General features: G+C 70.4%; 6 protein-coding genes and 1 pseudogene. 4 read left to right on the forward strand and 3 right to left on the reverse strand.

The window, feature by feature from the left end:
• Positions 1-267, forward strand: a pseudogene (locus E3T24_RS17450) (glycosyltransferase family 2 protein); the annotation flags it as partial.
• A gap of 96 nt (positions 268-363) precedes the next feature.
• Here the strand turns inward: E3T24_RS17450 and E3T24_RS14225 are convergent.
• Together E3T24_RS14225 and E3T24_RS14230 are read right to left on the reverse strand one after the other, a co-directional pair.
• Positions 364-1,665: an O-antigen ligase family protein gene (locus E3T24_RS14225; protein ID WP_134367595.1), complete on the reverse strand. Its 1,302-nt coding sequence runs from the start codon at positions 1,663-1,665 to the stop codon at positions 364-366.
• A 19-nt stretch (positions 1,666-1,684) separates the two neighbouring features.
• Positions 1,685-2,989, reverse strand: a complete 1,305-nt coding sequence (locus E3T24_RS14230; RefSeq protein WP_134434769.1) for an O-antigen ligase family protein — start codon at positions 2,987-2,989, stop codon at positions 1,685-1,687.
• Positions 2,990-3,070: 81 nt separating this feature from the next.
• On the opposite strand from E3T24_RS14230, the gene E3T24_RS14235 reads away from it, so the two are divergent.
• Entirely contained in the window at positions 3,071-4,729 is a 1,659-nt protein-coding gene (locus E3T24_RS14235; protein ID WP_134367591.1) for an FAD-dependent oxidoreductase, read from the forward strand.
• Positions 4,730-4,731: 2 nt separating this feature from the next.
• On the forward strand, positions 4,732-4,992 hold the full coding sequence (locus tag E3T24_RS14240; protein ID WP_134367589.1) for a metal-sensitive transcriptional regulator: 261 nt from the start codon (positions 4,732-4,734) through the stop codon (positions 4,990-4,992).
• Between the two features lie 149 nt (positions 4,993-5,141).
• Here E3T24_RS14240 and E3T24_RS14245 read toward each other — a convergent pair whose 3' ends face one another.
• Positions 5,142-6,320, reverse strand: a complete 1,179-nt coding sequence (locus E3T24_RS14245) for an acyl-CoA dehydrogenase family protein (RefSeq protein ID WP_134367587.1) — start codon at positions 6,318-6,320, stop codon at positions 5,142-5,144.
• A 132-nt stretch (positions 6,321-6,452) separates the two neighbouring features.
• Between E3T24_RS14245 and manA the strand changes: the two genes are divergently transcribed.
• On the forward strand, positions 6,453-7,652 hold a 1,200-nt coding region (gene manA, locus E3T24_RS14250; protein WP_134434770.1), incomplete at its 3' end, for a mannose-6-phosphate isomerase, class I.

Below are 7,652 nucleotides of genomic sequence, written 5' to 3' on the forward strand. Positions count from 1 at the left end.
CGGGCGCCGCGCACGGCCCGCAACGCCCGCCTGCTGGCCCGCGCCCAGGCCCTGCAGGAGCGGGCCGCGCTGCTGCAGCCGGCGCCGTCGGCCGCCACACTCGCCCTGATCGACGCCAAGCTGGCGCACGAACGCCGGCGCAGCACCCTCCCGGCCCTGCGTCCGGCCCGGCTGGCGCCCGTGCTCGCGGGCTGGCGCGCCGGCGACTACGTCCGGTTCGGGCTCGGCCTGCAGGACGTGCTGCGCGACCTGGCCCAGCCGGTCTGAGCTGCCGCTGCCGCTGCCGCTGCCGCTGCCGCTGCGGCTGCGGCTGCTGCGGCGGCGGTCGCGGTCTCGGCTGCCGTTTTCCGGGCGCGCGGCCCGCTACTCGTGGTAGCGGTGCGGGCTGGGCTGCAGCAGGCTGCGCCAGCTCTTGCCCTGCGCGGCCTTGACCGCGCAGATCAGCAGGAGCAGCCAGCCGAACTCGACCAGCACGGTGCTCTCCGCCGCCGAGGTGACCAGTAGCAGCACCAGGATCAGCGGCGACCACACGTAGACCACCGGGCGCTTGTCCGAGGCGAGCAGCCAGGACCGCCAGAACGCGAGCCCGACCAGGGCGAGGAAGGCGAGCAGGCCGACCAGCCCGACCTGGAAGTAGACGTCGAGGAAGGCGTTCAGCCCGGAGGTGTGCTCCCGCCCGGTCACGAAGTCCAGCCAGCCGTACGGGGTCACCTGGGCCGGCCAGAGCCCGGCCCAGCCCCATCCCTCCAACGGATGCAGCCGGCCCAGACGCCACATTTCGCTCCACAGCGTCGACCGCACCTCGAATTCGCTGCCCGCGTTCAGCAGTTCGGTGATGCGCGCCCGGGCGATGAACCCCGCGATGCCGGCGACCGCGGAGGTGATGAGCAGCCCGATCTGCAGGATCCACCGGCCCTCGGCCGGCGTGTGGCGCAGCCAGTACAGGGCCAGCGCCGCGACCCCCACGAAGAGCGCGACGACCAGCATGACGGGGGAGCGGGTGAGCAGCAGGGCGAAGCCGGCGAGGGCGATCGAGCCGACGCCGATTGACCGGGGGACCGACCGGGACCGCAGCTCGACCACGAAGGTGACCCCGGCGATCAGCGAGACGAGCCCGAACAGGTTGCGGGAGCCGAAGAGGCCCTGCACCGGCCCCAGGGTGGCGATATTGCCCTGGATGCCGAGGAAGGCGATGGGCAGGTCGAGCAGGAGCCCGGACAGCACCTCCAGCGCCAGGGACGCCACGAGCAGAAAGCGCAGCACGTCCCCGGTGGCGCGCACGATCTGGATGGTGTCGCGGGCCAGGGCGATGTAGACGGCCAGGAACGTGAAGGCCAGCTGGTAGAGCACGGCGCTGAGGGTCTCGAACGGGTAGCCCGTCCAGAGCAACGACAGGGCGCACCAGCCCACGAAGACCATGATCGAGATCGGCAGCAGCCCGTGCCAGTCGATGCTGGCCCAGCGGGCGCTGAGCGAGAACGCCGCCAGTGCCACCAGACCGACCAGCACGCCCAGCAGGCCGGGCCAGCCGATCAGGCTGCGCACGGCGTGGGTGCCGAACGCGAAGCCGAGGATGAGCACGGTCAGTGCGGCCGCGAACTTCGGTGACGCGAACAGGCGCGTAAACGGGGCCGGAGCGGCGGGTCGGTTCGCGCGGTAGGTCATGGCTGTTCCACGCTACCGCTCACGGCAGCGTCTGAACGGATGACTGGGCTCTCTTGGTCGTCACGGCGAGCACCACCAGAAGAACCCAGCCGGACTCGATCAGCATCCGGCTCTCGGCGACGCTCTGCGCGAGGAGAGCGGTCAGCAGCAGCAGCGGCAGCAGCGAGGAGACCGTGTACGGCGCAGTGTCGGCAACGGTGCGGCGCGGCCGGTCGACGGCGAGGAGCCAGGACCGCCACAGCGTCGACAGCACCAGGGCGATGAAGATGATCAGGCCGAGGATACCCAGTTGCAGCCAGACGTCGAGCCAGGCGTTGTGGGCCTGCAGGTAGACGACGCCCCGGCGCACCGCGAGACCCTTGAACGGCTCGGCCCACGGCGCCCAGTAGCTCACCCAGCCCCAGCCCTGCACCGGGCGCTGACCGGCCAGGTCGATCACGCTCCGCCAGATGTCCAGGCGGCCGGTGAGGTCCGCGCTCTTGCCCAGCAGCGGCAGGATCCGGGGGGCGAGGGCGGCCAACGCCGCGGACACGGCGACGACGGATGCCGCGGCCGTCAGGTAGACGACGCCTCTCCGGTCCGGGCCGCGGCGACGGGCCAAGAGCGCGAGGCCGAGCACCACGGCCACGACGACGGCGGCGAAGCTGACGGTCGCGGACCGGGTCAGCACCAGGATCAGCACGGCGAGGGACAGCCAGGCCACGCCCCAGCCGCGGCGCACGGTTCCGGCCGCCAGCTGCAGGGCGAAGACGATCACGGCGAGGAGGGCCAGGAAGCCGAGCAGGTTGCGGTTGGCGACGATGCCCTCGATCGGCCCGCCGTGGAAGAGGAGCCCGCGTGACCAGTAGAAGGCCTGCGGCACAGTGTCGGTGCCGTAGTCGACCCAGAACGGGAGCACGGGCTGCCGCACGAAGAGCCCGACGGTCACCTCGAAGACCAGGGACAGCCCGAGCGCCCAGCGCAGGGCCGCGCCGAGGGCGCGCAGAAGTTCGGTCCAGGTCAGGCAGAGGGCGAGGAAGAGTGCGGCGAAGGTGGTCACCCACTGCAGTGTGATGCCGATCAGGGACGCGCCCAGGTAGTTCGTCCAGACCAGCGACAGGGTGGCCAGCCCGAGAAACGCGATCAGCGACTTCGGGAACCGGGGCCACATCCAGTCCGGCTTCAGGCGGACGAGGCCGATGAGGATGCCGGCGCCGATGATCAGAACGATCGCGCCGTAGCCCCACCAGCCGAGCAGGCTGCGCCAGAATTGCCCGGCCAGAACGGAGAAGAACACGAGGGTCGCGAAGGTGCGAACGACGAAACGGCTCTGGACAGAGGGCATGACACTAAGGGTAGTGGCGAGGCGGGGTCACTTTTCGTCACTTTTAATACCCCGGGGGGTATACTTATCCCGGAGGCACTTGTGAAAACACTCATTGTTGGCGGAGTTGCAGGCGGTATGTCGGCGGCTACGCGATTGCGGCGGCTGGACGAGACGGGTGAAATCATTGTATTCGAACGCGGGCACTATGTGTCATTCGCGAACTGCGGTTTGCCGTATTACGTCGGCGGCGTGATCCAGGACCGCCAGAACCTGCTGCTCCAGACCCCCGCCTCGCTGGCCGCCCGGTTCAACCTGGACGTGCGCGTCGACCACGAGGTGACCGGCATCGACCGCGACGCGAAGACCGTCTCCGTGCGCCACACCCAGACCGGCGTCGAAACCGTGGAGGCCTACGACCGGCTCATCCTCGCGGCCGGCGCGACCGCCCGCACGGGGATCACCCCGGCCGGGCTCGCCACACGCACCCTGCGCACGGTCGACGACGTCGACCACATCGACGCCCTGCTCCGCGACATCACCGGCCCGGCATCCGCCGTGGTGATCGGTGCGGGCTTCATCGGCCTCGAGGCCGTCGAGAACCTCGTGCACCGCGGAGTCGCCGTGACCCTGGTGGAGTTCGGCGCCCAGGTCTTCGGCCCCCTCGACGTCGAAATGGCCGCGCCGGTGCTCGACGAGCTGCGCGCCCGCGGCGTCGACGTGCGGCTGCACAGCACGGTCGTGGCCGCCGCGAACGGGGGAGTCGAGCTCAGCGACGGCACCATCGTGCCCGCCGACCTCGTGATCGACTCCGTCGGTGTCGTCCCCGACACCTCCCTCGCCTCCCGGGCCGGGCTCACCATCGGCGCCAGCGGCGGAATCGAGGTCGACGACACCCAGCAGACGAACGACCCCTCGATCTGGGCCGTCGGCGACGGGGTCGAGAAGATCGACGCCATCAGCGGCCAGGGCACCCTGATCACCATGGCCGGGCTCGCGAACCGGCACGGCCGGGCGACCGCCGACAGCATCGCCGGAACGCCGGAGCCGGCGTCGCCGGCCCTCGGCACCGCCATCGTCGGCGTCTTCGGCCTCACGGCGGCCATGGTCGGCTGGAGCGAGAAACGCCTCGTCGCCCAGGGCCGCGCGCACCGGGTCGTGCACACCCACCCGGCCTCGCACGCCACCTATTACCCGGGTGCCGAGACCATGTCGATGAAGCTCCTGGTGGACCCGGAGTCGGATGCCATCCTGGGCGCCCAGATCATCGGCGGCAGCGGCGTCGACAAGCGCATCGACATCCTGGCGACGGCGATGACGGGCGGGCTGACGGCATCCGCCCTGACCCGCCTCGAACTCGCCTACGCGCCGCAGTACGGCTCGGCGAAGGACCCGATCAACCAGCTCGGCTACGTCGCCGCGAACCTCGCCGCCGGAACGACCCGCAATCTGCAGTGGCACGAGCTGGAGGCCGCCCAGGCGGCCGGCGCCACCCTGGTGGACGTGCGTACGGCCGGCGAATTCGCCGCCGGCAGCATCCCGGGCGCCGTCAACGTGCCCCTGGACGAGCTGCGCGAGCGCCTCGGCGAACTGCCCGCCGGAACCCTGGTCGTGCACTGCCAGGTGGGGCAGCGCGGACACACCGCGGCCCGCATCCTCAGCCAGAACGGCCGGGACGTGCTGAACCTCGACGGCGGCTACCGCACCTGGACGGCCGGCGTCTCCACCCTCACCCCCGCCACCTTCGCCCGAAAGGCCTGATCATGGAACCCGACCAGAACCAGAAGAAGATCGTCAACCGGCTGCGCCGGGCCCAGGGCCAGCTCGGGGCGGTCATCACCGCGGTCGAGGCCGGCGGCAGCTGCAAGGACGTCGTCACCCAGCTCGCCGCCGTATCGAGCGCGCTCGACCGGGCCGGGTTCGTGATCGTGTCGACGGCGATGCGGGAATGCCTCGACAACCCGGATGGGCAGAACTCCCTCACGGTCGACGAGCTGGAGAAGCTCTTCCTCACCCTCTCCTAACCAATTCGACGGAGATTCTTCTGTAAAAGTCCAATTTCGGGCCGTTAGGGTCCGATTTCGGCAAAATCTCCGTCGAATTCGTTCAGGGCGCGGGCGGGAGAGCGGCTCGGGCGGGAGAGGGGCGTGCGGGCTCCCGCCCTCCCGCTCTGCTAGACGAAGGCCGCCTGGCCGGTGATGCTGCGCCCGACGATCAGCGTGTTCATCTCCCTGGTGCCCTCGTACGAGTACACGGCCTCGGCGTCGGCGAAGAAGCGGGCCACGTCATAGTCGAGGACGATGCCGTTCCCGCCGAAGAGTTCGCGGCACCAGGCGACCGTTTCGCGCATCCGTGCCGTCGTGTACAGCTTCGCCAGGGCGGCGTGCTCGTCGCGCTGGCTGCCCTCGTCGAGCATCTGCGACACCCGCACCACCATGCCCAGGCTGGCGGTGATGTTGCCGAGCGACTTCACCAGCAGGTCCTGCACGAGCTGGTGCCCGCCGATCTCCTTGCCGAACTGCACGCGCTCTTTCGCGTAGGCGACCGCGGCCTCGTAGGCGCCGATCGAGGTGCCGACGGCGGCCCAGGCCACCTCGGCCCGGGTCAGGCGCAGCACCTTGGCGGTGTCCCGGAACGAGTTCGCGTTCTGCAGCCGGTTGCGCTCGGGCACGACCACGTTCTCCAGCACGATGTCCGCGTTCTGCACTGCGCGCAGGCTGATCTTGCCGTCGATCTTCGTCGCCGAGTACCCGGCCGTGTCGGTGGGCACGAGGAAGCCCTTCACCATGCCGTCGGCGGTGTCCTTCGCCCAGATGATGGTGATGTCGGAGAAGGTGGCGTTGCCGATCCAGCGCTTCTCCCCGTTGAGCAGCCAGGTGTCGCCGGTTCGGGTCGCCGTGGTGCGCAGCCCCTGGGCCGCGTCGGAGCCGGAGAACGGCTCGGTCAGGCCGAAGGCGCCGACGATCTCGCCCGAAGCCAGCCGCGGCAGCCACTCGTCGCGCTGCTCCTGAGATCCCGTCGCCGCGATCGTGCCGCAGGCCAGCCCGTTCTGCACACCGACGAAGGTGGCGACGGATGCGTCCACCCGGGCGACCTCCAGGGCGACGAAACCGCGGAACACGGCCGAGTTCTCGAACGGGCGGGTCTCGGGCCAGCCGAACGAGTAGGCCCCGAGCTGCGCCAGCGGGCGGATGACCTCGGCCGGGAATTCGGCGCGCTCCCAGCATCCGTTCACGATCGGCCGCACGTCGGACTCGAGGTAGGCGCGCAGATTGGTCAGCGCGGTTTTCTCCTGATCGGTGAGCAGATTCTCGTAGCCGAAGAAGTCGCTGGGAAGTAGCTCGAAGTTCATTTGGTGCTCCATTGCAGAGGGCGACGGCCTCGCTTGCGGCGGTCGGCGAATTCTCGCCAGCCTAGGTGGGCCCCTGGCCTGGCCGAAAGCCCTTGGTAGTTTGGTCTAAACCGAACAGTGCAGGAGCCAACCATGTTTGTGGGCATCACCAATTCGCCGCGGTACTACGCCTGGGGATCGACCACCGCCATCTCCGGACTGCTCGGCTACGCTCCGTCGGGTAAACCGGAGGCCGAGCTCTGGCTGGGCGCGCATCCCGGGTCGCCCTCGCTGATCGTCGACCCGGCCCAGGTCGGCGGGCACCGCACGCTGCTGGACTGGATCACGGCGTCCCCCGAGGTCGCCCTCGGCGCAGCGGCGGCCGCGCACGCGAACGGTTCGCCCGCCGGGTCGGCTCCGCCGCGGCTGCCGTTCCTGCTGAAGGTGCTCGCCGCGCAGAGTCCCCTCTCGCTGCAGGCGCACCCGACCAGTGAGCGTGCGCGCAGCGGCTTCGCCCTGGAGAACGCAGCCGGTATCCCGCAGACCGCGGCCGACCGCAACTACCGCGACCCGTTCCACAAGCCCGAGGTGATCTTCGCCCTGAGCGACACCTTCGAGGCGCTCTGCGGTTTTCGCGAGCTGACTGAGATCCGGCGCATCCTCGGCGAACTCCGGGCGCTCGACGTGGCCTCGGACGACCCGCAGCCCGGCGCCCTCGACGCCCTCGAACGCCACCTGCTCGGACCGGACGCGCTGCGCGACTGCGTCGACTGGCTGCTGCGTGACGGCCGCGGCGGAGACTCCGGCGAGGTGGCCTGGCTGGTCGAACGCGTCGTGCTGCTCGCCGACAGCGCCACGTACCTGGCCGAGGGCGGCGCCATCATCGAGTTCCCGCTCGAGTTCGCCACCGTGCGGGACCTCGCCCGCGCTTACCCGGGAGACCCCGGCATCGTGATCTCCCTGCTGACCAACCGGGTCTCGCTCAAGCGCGGCGAGGTGCTGTATTTGCCGGCCGGCAACATCCACGCCTACCTGTCCGGTCTCGGCGTGGAGTTGATGGCGGCGTCGGACAATGTGCTCCGCGGCGGGCTCAGCCCCAAGCACATCGACGTCGACGAACTGCTCGAGGTGCTCGACTTCACCCCCCTGCCGGTGCCGTATCTGCCGCCGGTATCGACCTCTCCCGGCGTGGACGAGTTCCGGCCGGACGTCGACGACTTCGAACTCGTCCACATCGCGGCCGAGCCGGCTGCGGGTGCGGGCGCTGCTGCCCTTGCTGCGGGGGCTGCTGCGGGCGGTGCGGCGGGCGGTGTGGCTGGCGCTGCGGCTGGCGCTGCGGCGGGCGCGGCGGGC

This window comes from Cryobacterium sp. TmT2-59 (assembly GCF_004403545.1).
GTDB lineage: Bacteria > Actinomycetota > Actinomycetes > Actinomycetales > Microbacteriaceae > Cryobacterium > Cryobacterium shii.

Bases quoted from the DNA above. Each gene is read 5' to 3' on its own strand.
- E3T24_RS14225 (WP_134367595.1), bottom strand. From the start codon at position 1,665: ATGACCTACCGCGCGAACCGACCCGCCGCTCCGGCCCCGTTTACGCGC.
- E3T24_RS14240 (WP_134367589.1), top strand. From the start codon at position 4,732: ATGGAACCCGACCAGAACCAGAAGAAGATCGTCAACCGGCTGCGCCGG.
- E3T24_RS14245 (WP_134367587.1), bottom strand. From the start codon at position 6,320: ATGAACTTCGAGCTACTTCCCAGCGACTTCTTCGGCTACGAGAATCTG.
- E3T24_RS14230 (WP_134434769.1), bottom strand. From the start codon at position 2,989: ATGCCCTCTGTCCAGAGCCGTTTCGTCGTTCGCACCTTCGCGACCCTC.